The 14,649-nt window shown below is 66.4% G+C and carries 14 protein-coding genes; 7 read left to right on the plus strand and 7 right to left on the minus strand.

The features are described from left to right. The 3 genes from ASF27_RS11495 to ASF27_RS11505 form a co-directional block, all read right to left on the minus strand. Positions 1 to 615, minus strand: a 615-nt coding sequence (locus ASF27_RS11495; protein ID WP_244480992.1) for a Brp/Blh family beta-carotene 15,15'-dioxygenase, incomplete at its 3' end; no start/stop codon positions are given. A gap of 221 nt (positions 616 to 836) precedes the next feature. Next, positions 837 to 1,589 carry a bacteriorhodopsin gene (locus ASF27_RS11500; protein WP_056360228.1) on the minus strand — a complete coding sequence of 251 codons (753 nt, stop codon included), beginning with the start codon at positions 1,587 to 1,589 and terminating at the stop codon, positions 837 to 839. Between the two features lie 563 nt (positions 1,590 to 2,152). Then, positions 2,153 to 2,788, minus strand: coding sequence for a TetR/AcrR family transcriptional regulator (locus tag ASF27_RS11505; RefSeq protein WP_244480993.1), 636 nt, complete (start codon positions 2,786 to 2,788; stop codon positions 2,153 to 2,155). A gap of 24 nt (positions 2,789 to 2,812) precedes the next feature. Here ASF27_RS11505 and ASF27_RS11510 point away from each other — a divergent pair, with 24 nt between their 5' ends. The 4 genes from ASF27_RS11510 (at position 2,813) to ASF27_RS11525 (ending at position 8,700) form a co-directional block, all read left to right on the plus strand. Continuing rightward, a complete protein-coding gene (locus ASF27_RS11510) occupies positions 2,813 to 3,136 on the plus strand; it encodes a multidrug efflux SMR transporter (RefSeq protein ID WP_056267191.1) in 324 nt (107 codons plus the stop codon). An 82-nt stretch (positions 3,137 to 3,218) separates the two neighbouring features. Further along, positions 3,219 to 4,151 carry an agmatinase gene (speB, locus tag ASF27_RS11515; RefSeq protein WP_056267183.1) on the plus strand — a complete coding sequence of 311 codons (933 nt, stop codon included), beginning with the start codon at positions 3,219 to 3,221 and terminating at the stop codon, positions 4,149 to 4,151. 213 nt (positions 4,152 to 4,364) lie between these two features. Further along, on the plus strand, positions 4,365 to 5,513 hold the full coding sequence (locus ASF27_RS11520) for an efflux RND transporter periplasmic adaptor subunit (protein WP_056360234.1): 1,149 nt from the start codon (positions 4,365 to 4,367) through the stop codon (positions 5,511 to 5,513). A 25-nt stretch (positions 5,514 to 5,538) separates the two neighbouring features. Further along, positions 5,539 to 8,700, plus strand: a complete 3,162-nt coding sequence (locus ASF27_RS11525) for an efflux RND transporter permease subunit (RefSeq protein WP_056360251.1) — start codon at positions 5,539 to 5,541, stop codon at positions 8,698 to 8,700. Between the two features lie 407 nt (positions 8,701 to 9,107). Here the strand turns inward: ASF27_RS11525 and ASF27_RS11530 are convergent, their stop codons facing one another. From ASF27_RS11530 to ASF27_RS11540, 3 genes are all read right to left on the minus strand, one after another. Next, positions 9,108 to 11,492, minus strand: a complete 2,385-nt coding sequence (locus ASF27_RS11530; RefSeq protein ID WP_056360237.1) for a DNA topoisomerase — start codon at positions 11,490 to 11,492, stop codon at positions 9,108 to 9,110. A gap of 18 nt (positions 11,493 to 11,510) precedes the next feature. Continuing rightward, complete coding sequence (locus ASF27_RS11535; protein ID WP_056360254.1) at positions 11,511 to 11,756, minus strand: hypothetical protein; 246 nt, start codon at positions 11,754 to 11,756, stop codon at positions 11,511 to 11,513. A 171-nt stretch (positions 11,757 to 11,927) separates the two neighbouring features. After that, positions 11,928 to 12,572 (minus strand): methyltransferase domain-containing protein, encoded by a 645-nt coding sequence (locus ASF27_RS11540; RefSeq protein WP_056360238.1) that lies wholly within the window; start codon positions 12,570 to 12,572, stop codon positions 11,928 to 11,930. A 307-nt stretch (positions 12,573 to 12,879) separates the two neighbouring features. Here ASF27_RS11540 and ASF27_RS11545 point away from each other — a divergent pair, with 307 nt between their 5' ends. From ASF27_RS11545 to ASF27_RS11555, 3 genes are read left to right on the plus strand one after another with little or no spacing between them, the layout of a single operon-like run. Further along, positions 12,880 to 13,092, plus strand: a complete 213-nt coding sequence (locus ASF27_RS11545; protein WP_056360241.1) for a hypothetical protein — start codon at positions 12,880 to 12,882, stop codon at positions 13,090 to 13,092. A 1-nt stretch (position 13,093) separates the two neighbouring features. After that, the gene (locus ASF27_RS11550; RefSeq protein ID WP_056360243.1) at positions 13,094 to 13,360 is read left to right on the plus strand and encodes a hypothetical protein; all 267 of its coding nucleotides are present in this window, start codon (positions 13,094 to 13,096) and stop codon (positions 13,358 to 13,360) included. A 3-nt stretch (positions 13,361 to 13,363) separates the two neighbouring features. After that, complete coding sequence (locus ASF27_RS11555; protein ID WP_056360246.1) at positions 13,364 to 14,017, plus strand: SOS response-associated peptidase; 654 nt, start codon at positions 13,364 to 13,366, stop codon at positions 14,015 to 14,017. Positions 14,018 to 14,206: 189 nt separating this feature from the next. Here the strand turns inward: ASF27_RS11555 and ASF27_RS22850 are convergent. Further along, positions 14,207 to 14,649: hypothetical protein (locus ASF27_RS22850; RefSeq protein WP_210166271.1), on the minus strand; the 443-nt coding region annotated here is incomplete at its 5' end.

Below are 14,649 nucleotides of genomic sequence, written 5' to 3' on the forward strand. Positions count from 1 at the left end.
TGCATCGGCGGCGTAGAGCGGCCAGAGGCCGGCGCCTAGAACAAGCGTCAGCCCGAATACCGGCAGCGAGGCGCAGACAGCCTTGCGCATCGTGTCAATGCCTGGCGCCCGGGTTGGGTCTTGCACCAGGGCGCGCATGTGCCGAGGGGCGTGAAGGCCGACGAAGTACAAGGTGAAGGCCGTCAGCGGCGGCAGCAGCCGGAAGGCGAGCGCCAGGACGGCCATCTCAATCAGTACAGCGCCCCGGTGTCGGCGCACCAGCACCCACGCGGCAGCGATCGCGAGCCAGAGCCAGGCGGCGGCGATCCACCAGCCGGGGAGATGCGCCATCGGTACCCGCGTGACGGCTGCAAACAGCGCAGCGGTCTCCTCGGGCCGCAGCAGTGCCGGCAGCGCGATCGGCAGCCCGCCGCGCACCAGGGCCTCGAACGGCCGGCCTGGGCCGGCATCCTCCTCACCGAAATGCAGGACGGACAAGGCAAGGAAGCCCGCCATGGTCACCAAGGGTGCGACCTGCCAGGCGAGCAGGACCAGGGCCGAGAGGCCGAGATAGGGGACGGCGAAGATCCCGAACCAAGCCCGGCCGTAGCGCGGACGCAGCAGGGGGGCCGCCACGACACCATCGAGCGCGCCGTGTGGCACGCCAAGGACAATTACGATTGCCAGGGCCACTAGCCAGGACGCTTGGCGTGGCAAGGCGGCCGAGGTGACCAGGGCGAGCGCGACGAGGGCCCCCGCCAGGAGCAGGGGCCCGGCTCCCGCCGAACCCAGACGTCGGCGACTCGCCCGAACGGGGGTCAGAAGGACCGGAATGGTCGCACGAGCCGCCATCCGGGTCAGGCCGCCCGGCGCAGCGGCGTCGCAGTGGCACGCCCCTCGGCCAGATCACGGTCGACCGCGCGTGTCGTTTCCCGCGTAGCCATGATCCCGTAGACGACCTTGGCGGTCAGATCCGAGAGCGCGACGACCGCCAGGGCCACCGCCGGCGACAGGATCCCGAGGCCATCCTGGCCGACGAGAAGCACCACGGGGTAGATGCACCAGACCACCGTGAGGAACACGGCGTTGCGCCGGAAGGCAGACTGCACGTCGGCCCGCTCAGCGGMGTTCTCCTCGCGCAGCTGCACGAAGATCCCGTAGAATACGGCGAKGAACGCGCCGCAGGAGATCGCGAACCAAGTCCACTTGATCCAGGCGACCGTCGAGAGGCCGAAGGCCAGCGCGGTCACGATCATRATCAGGTCGGAGCCGATCAGGCCCCAGACGATGGCCGGCCGGCGCATCCCCGAATGCATCGCGGTGCGCGAGAGGCCCAAAAGCAGCAGAGGCGTGGTGAAGGTCCAGTCGATGTAGCGGGCGAAATAGAACTGGCGCGCGGTGTCCGCCGCGTCGGGACCGGCGGGCAGAACAAAGCTTCCCTGCCCCGTCGCCATGGCGAAGTAGGAGCAGGCCGCGATGATCGGCACGATCCCGTGGATGATGGTATCCGCCTCCTCGGCGTGTGTCCGTCGCTTRCCCATGAACAGGATCGCGGCGGCACCTGCCGCCATGCCGGCGAAGCCGAGCCAAAGCCAAAATTGAGGCGTCATCGAAAACTCATCGGTACAGGAGGATGAAAAGCATGCCCCGAACGTGGCCGCCCTCCTGCACAAAGTTCACCGACTGCAATCGTTGCTTGGGATGCCTCTCACAGTCACGCGATCCCAGAACCTTCAGGTCGCGTTCGCTGCCGGCGCGATATGGTCCGACTAGATACACCKGCGAAGCACGCTCAAAGGCAAGTTTGCTCGATACTCAGCGGTGTTCTGAATGTCGCTTCACGAGCGGGAAAGCAGATGGCTGGAACGGCGAGGATGGGTCGGACTCACAGTCACGCGATCCCAGAACCTTCAGGTCGCGTTCGCTGCCGGCGCGATATGGTCCGACTAGATACACCGGCGAAGCACGCTCAAAGGCAAGTTTGCTCGATACTCAGCGGTGTTCTGAATGTCGCTTCACGAGCGGGAAAGCAGATGGCTGGAACGGCGAGGATGGGTCGGGAGTCGTCCGTCCGCACTACGACCAAGTCGGGTAAATTTGCGCCGGTCCGCTTCCGGGCGGGATTTGACGGAAGCAGACACCGCTGTCGCCGCCGCTCGATACGGAAAGCGTTCTACGTCTTGTCCGTCACCGGCGATGACGTTTCGAGAAGCTCCTGGATATCGAGGAACATGGCGTCCCACGCCGTCCTGTCGATTGGCATGAGACCGAGGAAGCGTAGGAAGAAGGCTCCTTCCGTTGCGAGGAAGGCGAGCCTGGCCCTACGGTCGGTCGCCACAGTTCTATCCAGGCCGGCGACCTGTTCTTCGTACCAGCGGCGCGTGTCGGCGAGGTGCTCTGGCGTCTGAAGCAGCAAGGCCAGCAAAGCCGCCGCCCGCGCCTGCGAGCCCTCGTCATGCACACGGGTCGTCTCGACGTGAGCCTGCACGCGCCTCAAGGGCGTCGGCTGCGTACCCACGATGCCCACGACGCGTTCCTCGTAGTCCTGGAGCCAACGTCGGAGCATGGCGGCGATCAAAGCCTCCTTCGTGCCGAAGCACGACTGGACACCGCCCTTCGTGATCCCGGCCGCCTTGGCCACGGCATCGATGGTCAGCCCCGACGCGCCTCTTGAGGCGACGACTTCCTCGGCGACCTCCAGCACCTTGTCTCGGTCGATGGTCTTGCGGCGTCCCATAGCGGTATCCCTCTTGCGCAGATAGAAATACGCTCGTATTTGAAAGACCGCAACCGGGATGCCTACGGGCACCCGCTCAAATCACGGGAGATCGATGTGGCTTGGCTTTACCTGGCCCTGGGTGGTCTGTTCGAGGTCGGCTTCACGACCTGCCTGCGTTTCACCGACGGGTTCCGGAACATCCCTTGGACGCTGGCCTTCATCGCCTGCATCGGGCTCAGCATGCTGCTCCTCGATATGGCGACCCGGTCGGCCATCCCGCTCGGGACCGGCTACGCGATCTGGACCGGCATCGGCGCCATCGGCACCGTCCTCGTCGGAATGGCCTGGTTCGGGGAGCCGGCGACCTTGGTGCGCCTCCTCCTCGTCCTGGGCGTCGTCGGCTGCATCGGCGGCCTGAAGCTCACCTCGGGTCATTGACGAAGGTGAGCCCCCCCGCCGGCACCCCGCGAACCAAGGTGTGAGCCGGACCGTCCCGTCACGCAGAAAGCAAGGTGATCCCATGCCCGACGAAAAGCCCAACGATCTCTCACGCTACCTCGCCTATGCCGGGGTGCCGTCCTTCTGGCGCCTGGAGCAGACGCGCGACCTTACGGATGTCGACATCGCCGTGATGGGCATCCCGTTCGACATCGGCGTCAGCAATCGTCCCGGCAGCCGGTTCGGGCCCCGCGCCATCCGCGACATGTCCCTTCATTCCGGCAACTTCCATTATCCGTGGAGCTACGACCTGAAGGAGCGGTTGCGCCTCGTCGATTACGGGGACGTCGGCGTCGGCATGCAGACCGATCTGACGAACTTCATGATCCGGGATGCCTTCGAACACGCCGGTTCGATCCTCTCGTCGGGCGCGAAGCTCCTCACCCTCGGCGGTGACCACACCATTCCCTACGGTCTCGTCCGCGCCGCGAAGGAAAAGCACGGCCCGATCTCGCTCCTGCACTTCGATAGCCATCAGGATTCGGAGAGCAGCGATGGCGGAAAGGCGATCTTCCACGGCTCGTTCGCGCACGACCTCGCGGCCGAGGGGACCGTCGACGCCCGCCGCTCCGCGCAGGTCTTCATCCGCACGGAGATGGAAAACGAGTTCGGCTACAACATCATCCATGCCAACGAGGCGCTGTACCTCAAGCCCTCGGAACTGGCCGAGCGCATCAGGGGCATCGTCGGGGAGAGCCCTGTCTACGTCACCTTCGACATCGACGCGCTGGACCCGGCCTACGCTCCCGGGACCGGCACGCCGGTCTGCGGCGGGCCGACGACCTTCTTCGCCCGGGAGGTCCTGCGGCACCTCGCCGGGATCAATGTGGTCGGTGCGGACGTGGTCGAGGTGCTGCCTGCGCATGACGCCTCAGGCATCACGGCCCTCGCTGCCGGAACCATCGCGGTCGACCTGCTCTACCTCATGGCCGAGGGCATGACGAAGCGCGGATAGCTGCGCATTCGTGGCGCGCGTTCCGAGCCTGGCGGCCCGCGGTCCCGTTCGGTCCCGCGGCCGGCCGGCGACCTGCGCGGCCTCAGGATGCCGCCCTGTGATCGGCGGCTTCCCCGCCGCCCGTGACCGCCACCTTCCATGATCTGCCCGGGCCGATCAACGACGCCCCCGAACCACTGCCGCCATCACCCGAACCGAAGGACCCGCTGATCCATGAGACGGCGTGAACACCGACGCCTGGCCGTCATCCTGCTGCTGTGCGGGGCGATGGGCGCCTGCAAGCCCGCGAACGAAGCGGCGTCGACCTCCGAGGGAGCCCCCCCGGAGGTCTCGACGGCCACGGTCGAGGCGGTCACCGTACCCCGAACCCTCGACCTCCCTGGACGCCTCGCATCGACGCGGGTCGCCGAGGTCCGGGCACAGGTGTCCGGCATCATCCAGGAGCGCGCATTCGAGGAAGGCAGCTTCGTCGGAAAGGGCGACGTCCTCTTCCGCATCGATCCCGCCATCTATCGTGCCGAGGTCGACGCCAGGACGGCGGCCCTGGCGCGGGCCGAGGCGACACGCGTCCAGTCCCTCAGGCAGTCGGAGCGAACCGAGACGCTGCTGGAGAAGCAGGCGGCCAGCACCGCCCAGCACGACATCGCCATCGCGACCCTGCGCCAGGCCGAGGCCGACGTGGCGAGCGCGAAGGCGCATCTCGCCCGCGCCCGGATCGACCTCGACTACGCCACCGTGCGTGCGCCCATCGCCGGCCGCATCGGACGCGCCCTCGTCACCGAGGGCGCGCTCGTCGGGCAGGGCGATGCGACCAGGCTCGCCCTGATCCAGCAGGTCAACCCGATCTATGCGGACTTCAACGCCGCCTCCGACCCGAGCCGGCTTGCCGAGCGCGCGTCGGGCAAGGAGGAGACGGAGGTGCGGCTGGTTATGCCGGACGGATCGCTCCACGCCGATGCCGGCCGCCTGTTGTTCACGGACGTCGGCGTCGATCCGGGCACCGGGCAGGTCAGCCTGCGTGCCACCTTCCCGAACCCCGAGGTCGCCCTGCTGCCGGGAACCTACGTCCGCGTCCGCGTCGCGCAGGGGAAGCTCCCCGGTGCGGTCATCGTGCCGGCACAGGCGATCCAGCGCTCAAGCGCCGGCGTCGCGCAGGCGTTCGTGGTCGGCGCGGACAGGACCCTCGCGCTGCGCCCGCTGCGCGCCGGTGCGCTGACGGACGCGGGCTGGATCGTCGAGGACGGCCTGAAGCCCGGAGAGACCGTCGTCGTCGAGGGATTCCAGAGGATCCAGCCCGGCATGGCCGTGAACCCCGTGCCCTGGAAGGGTGGCCGCACGGTCGCCGCATCCGGACAACCCTGATCCCTCCGCGCAGGCTCCGACCGTCATGACACGCTTCTTCATCGAGCGCCCGATCTTCGCCTGGGCGATTTCCATCTTCATCATCCTGGTGGGGACGATCTCCATCGCATTCCTGCCGATCTCGCAGTACCCCGACGTCGCCCCGGTGACGATCCAGGTGACGGCGACCTACCCGGGCGCCCCGCCCGAGCGCCTCTACGACGGCGTCACCCGCATCATCGAGGAGGAGCTCAACGGCATCCCGGGGCTGATGTACTTCGAGAGCGCAAGCGACACCTCGGGCCAGGCCCAGATCATGGCCTCCTTCGCGCCGGGCTCGGACCCGTCGAAGTCGACGGTGGCCGTCCAGAACCGGATCAAGCGCATCGAGGCGCGCCTTCCGCGGGCCGTGACCCAGCAGGGCGTCATCGTCGAGGAGGCGAGCACCTCCTTCCTCCAGTTCGTCGTCGTCAGCTCGCGTGATGGCTCGATGAGCGAGACGGACCTAGGCGACCTCGCCGCCCGACGCATCCTCGGCGAGTTGCGGCGCGTGCCCGGCGTGGGGCGCGCCACGCTGTTCTCGTCCGAGAAGGCGATGCGGATCTGGATCGACCCGACGAAGCTCGTCGGGCTGAAGCTGACGCCGGGCGACGTCACAGCCGCCGTCGGGGCCCAGAACGTCCAGGTCGCCTCGGGCATCGTCGGCGCGCAGCCCGCCAGGCAAGGCCAGCGCATCGCGGCGAGCGTGCTGGTGAAGGGCCAGCTCACCACGGTGGCCGAGTTCGGGGAAATCGTGCTTCGCGCCAACCCGGACGGCTCGCTCGTGCGCCTGCGCGACGTCGCCGAGATCGAGCTCGCGGGGCAGTCCTACGTCAATCAGACCCGCCTGGATGGGCGCCCCGCTGCCGGCATCGGCATCCAACTCGCGCCGGGCGGCAACGCGCTCGCCGCCGCGACCGGCGTGAAGGCCCGGATCGCCCAACTCTCGAAGACGCTGCCCGCGAACGTGAGCGTCACGGTCCCCTACGACACCACTCCCTTCGTCGAGGTGTCGATCAAGAAGGTGCTGATGACGCTGGCCGAGGCGATGGCCCTCGTGTTCGCGGTCATGTTCCTGTTCCTGCAGAACATCCGCTACACGCTGATCCCGACCATCGTGGTCCCGGTGGCCCTGCTCGGCACCTCCGGTGCGCTGCTGGTGGCGGGCTTCTCCATCAACGTGCTGACCATGTTCGGCATGGTGCTGGCCATCGGCATCCTCGTCGACGACGCCATCGTGGTGGTCGAGAACGTCGAGCGCATCATGGCCGAGGAGGGCCTCTCCCCGAAGGAGGCGACCCGAAAGGCCATGGGCCAGATCACCGGTGCCATCGTGGGGATCACTTCGGTGCTGGTGGCGGTGTTCGTGCCGCTGGCCTTCTTCCCCGGCTCGGTCGGCGTGATCTACCGCCAGTTCTCGGTGAGCATGGCGACCTCCATCGCATTCTCGGCTTTCCTGGCTCTCTCCCTGACCCCGGCCCTGTGCGCCACCCTGCTCAAGCCCGTCGAGGCCGGCCACGGGCACGCCAAGGGCGGCTTCTTCGGCTGGTTCAATCGCCGCTTCCAGGCCGGCACCCTGGCCTACCGATCCGGGGTCGCAGGGATGCTGCGCCGCCCCGTGCGGGCTCTGTTCGTCTACGCGCTGCTGGTCGGCGCCCTCGGCTGGGGCTACGTCCGGATGCCGTCGAGCTTTCTGCCCATCGAGGACCAGGGCTACGTCATCGTCGACGTGCAGACCCCGCCGGAATCGTCGACCGAGCGCACGCTCGACGTAGCCAAGCGCATCGAGGACCATTTCGGCGGCGAGGCGGCGCTTGCCAGCCGGGTCGTGCTTCTGGGCTATGGCTTCTCCGGCCAGGGCCAGAACGCGTCCATCGCCTTCGTGACCCTGAAGGACTGGAAGGAGCGCGGATCGAAGGACGGCGCTGAGGCCATCAGCGCCCGAGCCAATGCTGCGCTCGGCGGCATGCCGGACGCCATCGCCATGGCGCTGTCACCCCCGGCCATCGAGGCGCTCGGCAATTCGAGCGGCTTCGCCTTCCGCCTGCAGGACAAGGCGCAGCAGGGCCATGCGGCCCTTGCCGCGGCGCGCGACCAGTTGCTGAAGGCCGCGGGCCGGAGCCCGGTCCTGCAAGGGGTCTACGTCGAGGGCTTGCCGACGGCGCCGCAGATCGAGCTCACCCTCGACCGCCAGAAGGCGAATGCGCTCGGCGTCGCCTTCGCCGACATCAACGACGCGCTCTCGACCAGCCTCGGCTCGGCCTACGTCAACGACTTCCCGAACCAAGCGCGAATGCAGCGGGTGATCGTGCAGGCCGAGGCCGGGCGCCGGATGAGGGCCGAGGACCTGCTCGACCTCTACGTCCGCAACGCGCAGGGCCAGATGGTGCCGCTGCAATCCTTCGCTCGTGTCGATTGGACGATGGGGCCCTCGCAGGTCGTCGGCTTCAACGGCTACCCGAGCATCAAGATCTCCGGCAGCGCCGCGCCGGGCTACGCCAGCGGCGACGCCATGGCCGAGATGGAACGGCTCGCCGGCCAGCTGCCGCCAGGTTTCGACTTTGCCTGGACCGGGCAGTCGCTGCAGGAGAAGCTTTCGGGGAGCCAAGCCGTGTACCTGCTCGCGCTGGCGCTCTTCTGCGTCTTCCTCTGCCTCGCGGCCCTCTACGAGAGCTGGTCGATCCCGCTGGCCGTCCTGCTGGTGGTGCCCACCGGCGTGGTCGGTGCGGTCTACGCCATGCTGCTGCGCGACATGCCCAACGACGTCTATTTCAAGGTCGGGTTGATCACGGTGATCGGCCTCACGGCGAAGAACGCCATCCTCATCATCGAGGTGGCCAAGGAGCTCGTCGAGCAGGGCCGATCCCTGCACGAGGCGGCCCTGGAGGCATGCGAGCTACGCTTCCGGCCCATCGTGATGACCTCATTCGCCTTCATCCTCGGCGTGGTGCCGCTCGCCATCGCCACGGGCGCCAGCATGAACAGCCAGCGTGCCATCGGCACCGGCGTCCTCGGGGGCATGATTACGGCGACCGTGCTCGCGGTCTTCGTCACGCCTCTGTTCTACGTGCTTGTCGCACACGCCTTCCGGTCGCGGAAGTTGGACGGTACGAGGAGCGGTGCCAACCATACCGAGGCGGCCGTCAGTCATGGCGTCGTTGTGGACTGAGCTTACCAACACGAACGCTCTCGACCAGCAGCGGTCGTCTAACCCGGCCTTTTTTCGGCCCGGGATGCGGTTTCTGTTGATAGGCACTGGAGTGGCCGACATGCGCGCAAAGCCGAATGTCGACCTCCGAGCGGCAACCTGCTGAAGGGGCAGTGCCCTACGCTGAGGCTGCCGGACGGTCGACGGATGGCTGCTTTCGTGGAGCCCTAACGGTTGCCGGGGTGTCTGGCATGGGTCGAAAGCGGATGCCGGGCGCTTTGGGAAGCCTATTGCCCGATGATGTATTCGGTCACGAGGGCTAGAACGGGGTAAACCCAGGCTCTTTCCACCCAGCCAACCAGTATCGGCGCGGGAGACATTCCAGTGCCAGACAACCATGTGAAGGCGCAATCTATCGGGTAGTCCCCCTAGGGAGTCGGACGACGAGTATCGGGGTTCCGCTTCGCCCCCCTCGTTCCGCGTCGGCTTGAATTATCTGTCGGAGGCTTGCCCTTCCGCTTCGTCCGCTCTGGTTTCTTAGTTGGGGTTAAAGCCGCCGACGCACCCGAATCAAGAAAACGACGGCAGGCGTCGAAGTGTGTCTCGATGTCGGGCGGGCAGGCTTTGCCATGCTGCTCGGCCAAGCGTCGGGCATAGCGCAGCATGGCTTCGCTGGGAGCCCGAACCGCGTTCGGCTCACCGGCCTGCTCCTGCTGCGACACCCGTGATCCGGCTTGAGTATCGAGGAAGGTCCGGCAGACGCGCATGCTGGTTGTGCAGCCGCGCGGGAGCCGCACGCCCATGCGCTTGGCCAGGGAGACGGCGAACGACACCATGGCGGGGGTCGGGGGACGGTCAGCGCCCTGCTTCGGCGGGATCAGGCTCGGATCGAGTTCGATCACGCTGGCATTCGAGATCGCCCTGATTAGGTCGTTCAGTCGGGTGCGGGTGCGCGCCTGGAAAGCGCCGGCACGACGTTCGGCCTCGGCCCGGTTGGAAGCCTGCCCGATCTCGGCCAGATCAGCTTCGAACAGGGCCCGGCCGACCGGATCGCCGTATGAAGGAAACACCTGCCTCACCGCCGCGATGAAGGCGAGCCCGACACCCGTGACCTCGATAGCCGGATCCTTGCCCGTGCCGAGCGCGATGTAGTTGCTTTTCAAAAGCTTGGGCAGGATCGAGTCGCGGGTTGCGGCCGTGCCGAGCCCTTTCGGCTCGTTCGGGTTGACCGGGTTCTCCAATGCCCGTTTCGCTTCGGGATCCTCGACCTGATCGATGAGACGACCCATGACGACCGGTAGTTCGCCGCGCGTGATGCGCCGAGGCGGCTCGGTCACGGCCGTTGTGATCTCGGCCGCGCTTGCCGATGCAGCCTCGCTGTCCCGTACGGACGGTAATCGGACAAGTGGGGCTTCCTGATCGCGCCGTGCCTTGCCCGGGACGACATCCGCTTCGGCGTCGGCGTCGCCACCGTAGATGGCACGCCAACCCGGATCGCGCACGACGCTGCCACTCACCGAGAAGCGCTTCGAGCTATCGGGCGTCGAGACATCCGCTGAGATGCCGGTACGGGCATCGATGCCATCGGGCAGGTGCGCGGCGAGGTAAGCCTTAGCGACGAGCTCATAGAGGCGGAACTGCTCAGCCGACAGGCGCTCGCGGGCCGGCACCTTGCGAAGTGGGACGATGGCGTGATGCTCGCCCGGATCCTTGACGTAATGCCCCTTGGCACCCCGGCGTATCACCGGCTTGAAGCTGACCGGGAAGAGGTGCGAGACGTCAGTGAGTACGCCCGCGACGGCGGCCACGATGGCAGCCACGTCGCCGATCTGGCCCTCGGGCAGGTACTCGGACTCGGTACGCGGGTAACTGAGGTAGCCTTGGTCGTAGAGCTCTTGTGCCAGCGCGGCCGTACGCTGCGGATCCCAGCCGAATCGCTTGGCGCATCGCCGCGCCAGCGTGTCTTTCGAGAAGAGTCGCGGCGGGGAACGCCGCACGTCCTTTTGCTCGACCATCATCGGCCCCGACCACGTCGCCGCCGCCTGCCTGATCGCCTCGGCGACGTTCGGATCGAGGATGCGCTCCTTTGGGGTATGCCAAAGGGTCAAAGCCGCGCCGGTCTCGGTGTCGAGGTGCATCCCGATCTTGAAGAAGTCCTGAGGGACGAAGGCGCAGATGCGGTCCTCGAGATTGGCCAGAATGGCGAGCGTCGGGGTCTGTACGCCACCGAAGCGCCAGGGTTCGCGAAAGGCGGGCGGTCGCAGCCGCAGGGAGATCGCGCGGGTGCCATTCAAACCAAGGAGATAATCCTCGTACTGCCGACAGAGGGCTTCGAGGTAGGCGGCGTAGTCCTGATCACCCGACGCCGGCTCCTTCGCCAGGGATGCGAAGGCACGCCGGATCGAGACGTCGTCGAGGGCACCGAGCTTCAGTCGGTCCACACGCCCGCGCCAGCCGAGGTGCTCCAGCACCTCCCAGGCGATCATCGAACCCTCGCGGCCGGGATCGGTGGCGATAATGACGCGCTCGACACCCAGTAGGGCCTGACGGATCGAAGCGAGTTTCGGTGCGTGCGACTGCCCCGAGCGGTTCTGGCCACAACTGACTGGAATGGTATCGAGCACGATGGGCAGCGCGTCGAAGCGCCATGGCTTCCACTCAGGCCGGATACTTCCCGGCTCGTCGGCCCTCAGCAGGTGCCCTTCAGCGGCAATGCAGACGGTGTTGGGCGAGCGGAAGAACCGCTGAAGCTGACGCATCGCCGAAGGCTTCTCGAAGAAGAAGAGCGTGCGGCCAGTGTTCGGGGCGGGCATGGCCAACGCGCGCCAGTCTCAAGCTGCCTGAGAGGCGCCACCGGCCTGCGATACGAAGGGCTGCACCAACACCCGACGACCGCTCAGATCGTGCACGGTGACGCTCCACTCCGACCAGTCCTCCTGATCGTTGAGTTGACCCATCACGCTTTCAGCGACCTCCGAAGCCCGACGCGTCAGGCGTTCGGGGCGGCGAACGTCCCTGCCGACGGCATCGAGGACGAAGGCGAAGCCATTGGTGGCATGAAAGCGGTAGCGGGCCATGATCTGCAAATCCCCTGCCGGCAGCTTCCAGAAACGCCTCAGTTCGCGTTATGTTCTATATGAAGGCAACCGGCGGAAAAGGGCAAGGTCGCGCGAGTGCTCAGTGGGCTGGGTTGTGTTTCAGAGAGGGGAATGCCGAGCGAGGCATGACTGCCCGACCACCCGACGTTCTCAGGTTTGGTCAGCCCGGGGCGAGGTCCGGCCGATGACCGCTCCAAGGGGATCGCTGGGGCCGCCCTCCGGCAAGAGTGTTTCGGCTTTTACGGTCGTGAACCCGGCATGCTGTAGATACAGGGCGACGAGCCGGGCGTGATCCTCACCGCCGACCGCTCGCCAGATGGCAACCGCCTTGGTCGGAAAACACCGATTCGAGAACGTGATGACCACGGGCGCGCCCGGCATCAGTACCCGCCCGACCTCACGCAGGACGGCCACGGGATTCTGCAGGTACTGCATCCCGACGCAGATCAACGTGGCATCCACGCTCGCTGTTTCGAGGGGCAAGATGGGATCGACATTGAGGTCCTGGACGAAGCGCTGTGTCAGGCGCGGATTCGCGGCAAGCTCATCAGCGTTGAGGCCCTGTCCAATCACAGCCCCGTAGGCGACCTCCGTAGGCAGGTGACTGACCCAACTCGACATCAGGTCGAGGATGCGGCCACCGTGCGGCAGCAGCGCGCGGTACAGGCCAGTGACGGCATCGATGGCCGCGTCGTCGATGTGGGTGACGAAGCGGGGTTGCGCGTAGAACAACGTGTCCGGCGTTCCGTCCTGCTTGGCAAAGGCCTCGGGCGGCAAGTCGGGAAGACTGGGCATCGTTACCTCCGTTGGATGGGTTGCCGTTCAACCACAGGCCTCAACGAAGAGATGGGCGATCCCCCCAGGCATCGTCCTCACGCCCATCGTTCGGCGCCCTGTCCCGCAGGTGGTTTCTGACCGATGCCGACCCAACCAATCGTTGGCGACAGGGGTCCGGCAGACCGGGCCGCCATGATGACACATCGAGGTCTCCGCGGGGACATGCGGGCGGCACAGAGACCTCTTGGCGGCGCCACAAATCACTCCTTGACGGTTAGGATATTTTGCTCATGTTCCTGTTTTGTTCTCAAGGGGGCGATGGGCGATGCAGGCGACCGAACTGGCTGATATGGCCGCTCTGAGCGAGGCTAAGATCACCACCATCGCATACATCGAGGCCGCACGAGGTGACGTCGATCTGGCATTGCGTTGGGCCGTCGGTGACCTGCTTGCCAGCGAGGAACGGTTTGCGGCAGCTCTTCAATCCGTATCGCACGGGTTCGCACGCGGCCAGCTTTCGCAAGTCGCGGCCTCTTGAGATGGAACGCCTGTGCGACCTGCGGGCGGGCCACATCACCATCACCTGCTCGCCCTGCGACCGCCGCGGCGTCTACGCCCTGAAGCGGCTGCGACAGCGATTCGGCGACCATGCCAGCGTGCTGGACGTCTACCTCCACCTCACGCAAACCTGCCAATGGCAGCGAGAGGTCGGCAGTCGGGCACCCAACGTCTACGGCATCGGGTGCAGGGCGAAGCTCGACACCGTCGGCATGCCAAAGCCGGGCGGCCTGCCGTCAAGGACATGAGCGATGTGCAATCTCTACAGCCTCGGCCAGGGACAGGATGCAATCCGACGCGTGTTCGAGGCCATGCGCGATGAGGCCGGCAACCTACCGCCGATGCCGGGCATCTTTCCCGATCAGATGGCGCCGGTGATTCGGCTGTCGGAGGGGCAGCGAACGCTCACGATGATGCGGTGGGGCATCCCCGGGCCGAAGCAGTTCGGCGAGCACCCCGTCACCAACGTCCGCAACGTGAAGAGCCCCCATTGGCGTCCCTGGCTGAAGCCCGAGTATCGCTGTCTCGTGCCCGTCACCTCATTCAGCGAAAATGCGGACACGAAACCGAAGAAAACACCAACTTGGTTCGCACTCGACGACGAGCGGCCCCTGTTCGCGTTTGCGGGCATTTGGCGTCCCTGGACTGGGGTGCGAAGTACGAAGGCGGAGAATCCCGACCGCAACGAGGCCGACCACCGCCTGTTTTCCTTTCTGACGACCGAGGCCAACGGCATCGTTGGGCCGATCCACCCGAAGGCGATGCCGGCGCTGCTGACGACGCCCGCCGAGTGGGCGACATGGCTGGCGGCACCGACCGAGGAAGCCCTCAAGCTTCAACGTCCCCTGCCTGATGCCGACATGAAGATCGTCGCGAGTGGCGCACGTCGAGACCCACCTGAATGACACCCTGATGGGAACTCCCATGATGCCCACCCGCCTCTGACATCGGCCGGGCGTGGGAACGCGGCTCCGCAGCAGTCAGCGGGCTTTGCCTTCGATCCAGGTCATGATCGCATCGGCGGCTTCCTGACTGTTGGCCTCCAGCATCATCATATGTCCATGCCGCGAATGCCGTGCTGGGCGAGTACGAGCCTACCTTGGCACCCAGTCCGACCCGATCAGATGGTCGAAACGAGCAGCGGACGCAGGCAGCAACAAATCGCGATACTCCCAAGTGGCGATGCGTGACGCGACCTCCAGTTCGAGTTCAATCGCACGCAAATCGTTCGACAGGTCATGCACCGGCGATGCTGCAACCTGGGAAAGACGAGCGCAGCCCTGCTGGGTCGCCGTCGGAAGATTCCATTGCAGGTCGGCCAACCGGCAAGCGCCCTCGACACCTACATCCCCCGCCTCAACCGCTGCCGCCGCGCGGAAGGCGAGGAGCGAACCCAGCGGCTGCTCTTCGAAGCGACCCGCGAGGTCGTGGTAGGGGCTGACCTGACCGGTATTTTGGACCGAGCCAATTGGAAGGCTACTGCATGGTGGCGGCCATGGGTAGCCGGAAGGCCAGATCCGGGAGGGTGACAGGCGCA

The organism is Methylobacterium sp. Leaf102 (genome assembly GCF_001422425.1).
In the GTDB taxonomy this organism is placed as follows: Bacteria; Pseudomonadota; Alphaproteobacteria; order Rhizobiales; family Beijerinckiaceae; genus Methylobacterium.

Bases quoted from the DNA above. Each gene is read 5' to 3' on its own strand.
- speB (WP_056267183.1), top strand. From the start codon at position 3,219: ATGCCCGACGAAAAGCCCAACGATCTCTCACGCTACCTCGCCTATGCC.
- ASF27_RS11520 (WP_056360234.1), top strand. From the start codon at position 4,365: ATGAGACGGCGTGAACACCGACGCCTGGCCGTCATCCTGCTGCTGTGC.
- ASF27_RS11525 (WP_056360251.1), top strand. From the start codon at position 5,539: ATGACACGCTTCTTCATCGAGCGCCCGATCTTCGCCTGGGCGATTTCC.
- ASF27_RS11530 (WP_056360237.1), bottom strand. From the start codon at position 11,492: ATGCCCGCCCCGAACACTGGCCGCACGCTCTTCTTCTTCGAGAAGCCT.
- ASF27_RS11535 (WP_056360254.1), bottom strand. From the start codon at position 11,756: ATGGCCCGCTACCGCTTTCATGCCACCAATGGCTTCGCCTTCGTCCTC.
- ASF27_RS11540 (WP_056360238.1), bottom strand. From the start codon at position 12,572: ATGCCCAGTCTTCCCGACTTGCCGCCCGAGGCCTTTGCCAAGCAGGAC.
- ASF27_RS11545 (WP_056360241.1), top strand. From the start codon at position 12,880: ATGCAGGCGACCGAACTGGCTGATATGGCCGCTCTGAGCGAGGCTAAG.
- ASF27_RS11550 (WP_056360243.1), top strand. From the start codon at position 13,094: ATGGAACGCCTGTGCGACCTGCGGGCGGGCCACATCACCATCACCTGC.
- ASF27_RS11555 (WP_056360246.1), top strand. From the start codon at position 13,364: ATGTGCAATCTCTACAGCCTCGGCCAGGGACAGGATGCAATCCGACGC.